Annotated in this window: 2 protein-coding genes; both read left to right on the top strand. The window is 69.5% G+C overall.

Features of this window, described 5'->3' with window-relative positions; translation table 11 throughout:
* Positions 1-1,149: hypothetical protein (locus ACWDX9_RS63170; RefSeq protein ID WP_449973428.1), on the top strand; the 1,149-nt coding region annotated here is incomplete at its 5' end.
* Entirely contained in the window at positions 1,149-1,499 is a 351-nt protein-coding gene (locus tag ACWDX9_RS63165; RefSeq protein WP_449973427.1) for a hypothetical protein, read from the top strand. The genes ACWDX9_RS63170 and ACWDX9_RS63165, both read left to right, overlap by 1 nt.
* Positions 1,500-1,538 lie beyond the last annotated feature (39 nt).

The following is a 1,538-nucleotide window of genomic DNA, read 5'->3' as shown; positions in this document are numbered from 1 at the left end:
GACGCCGCCTCGGCCCGCGACGCCGCCAGCGCCGCGGAACAGGACGCCGCCACCGCCCGCGACGTCGCCTCCAAGGCGGAAGCCGACGCGACCGCCGCGGAGGAAGCCGCCAAGAACGCGCGGCAGAGCGCCGAGGAGGCGCAGGCCGCGGCGATCAGGGCCGAGGCGCAGGCCCGCCAGCAGACCCGGGACACCCAGCGCATCGCCACCTGGGACGGCGGCTTCGCGCTGACGGAGGTGGCGACCGACCTGACCGTGGACTCCTGGAACGGGTCGTGCACCACCGGCTGGGGCGGCGACGGGACCTGCGACATGGACATCCCGCTGCACATCCACGGGACGGTGTACTACAACCTCGCGACGTGCCAGATGACGAGCGCGACCGAAGCGGAGTGCACCCGCTACAACCTGCTCGTCAAGGACGTCGACTTCATCGAGCACCGCACGCTGCACATGGACGTGCGGAAGGTGATCCAGGAGTCGTTCAACAACCTGGTGCACGCCGTGCTCGGCGACTTCATCGACTGCGCCAACTTCAAGGCCTCGGGCTGCGCCTGGGTGGCCGGCGAGATCCTGGGCCCGGTGGTCATCGGCAAGATCGCGAAGAGTGTGTTCGCCTTCCGGAACTCCATCCGCACGGGAGTCGGCGCCGAGGAGGCCGTGGCGGGCCTGGAGGCCGAGGCCGGCCTCGACCAGGCGACCGTGCTCGGGCTCGAAGCGCAGGCGGTGCGCGAGCTCGAGGCGCTCGAGGGCGCCAAGGTCTCGCTCGGCAGCCTCAGAGCCGAGTTCGTGGAGTTGGTACGCCGCAGGGCGCTAGGTTGGGACGCGGCGCAGAAGGGATTCAGGAAAGCCGAGATGGAAACCGCACTCCGCATCGAGTCCGAGCGCGGCGTGCGGCTCACCCGGTCCAGCGGCACGAGCGAGGACTGGTTCGACCAGTACGGGCGGTCCTACGACGCGGTGGGCAGCGGTCTCACCTCGGAGTTCTTCGAGCGGAGCTGGCCGAGCCTGCAGGGCCAGATTCAGTCGCATCTGGGGAAGGCGCAGTTCGTGCCGGTCGACGTCTCTCTGCTCTCGTCCGCCCAGATCGCGACGGTGAGGGCGTTCATCGAACCGCTGGGACGCAACGTCTTCATCGTGGGTGGCTGATGGCGAACGACATCTTCGTCTCCGACGAGTACGCGTGGACCGCGTCGTTCGGGGTGTTCGAGTGGGTGGTCGAATTCCTGCTGGAAACCATCGAGGACGCGGCCACCAAAGAACACCTCTCGCTGGTCCTCAGCGCCAGTCTCGGAAGCGTCGACCTGAGAGGGCTGCCGGATGCCGGGCGCGCGCAGATCCTGCGAGCCCTGCGCGGGTCACTGGTGCCGGCGGCCGAGTCGAGCCTCGCGCTCACCCAGCCCGAACCCGCTCGGCGTTTCACCATCGGCCACGTCAAGGTCCTGGCCCTCATGGCCGAGGACGTGACCGGCTCCGTCGGCAGAGAGGGAGCCACCTGAGCTGAGCCCGGCGGCCGTCCTCGTCCCGGACGAGGACGG

The organism is Nonomuraea sp. NPDC003201 (assembly GCF_053590415.1).
This window is presented reverse-complemented; position numbering and strand designations above follow the sequence as displayed.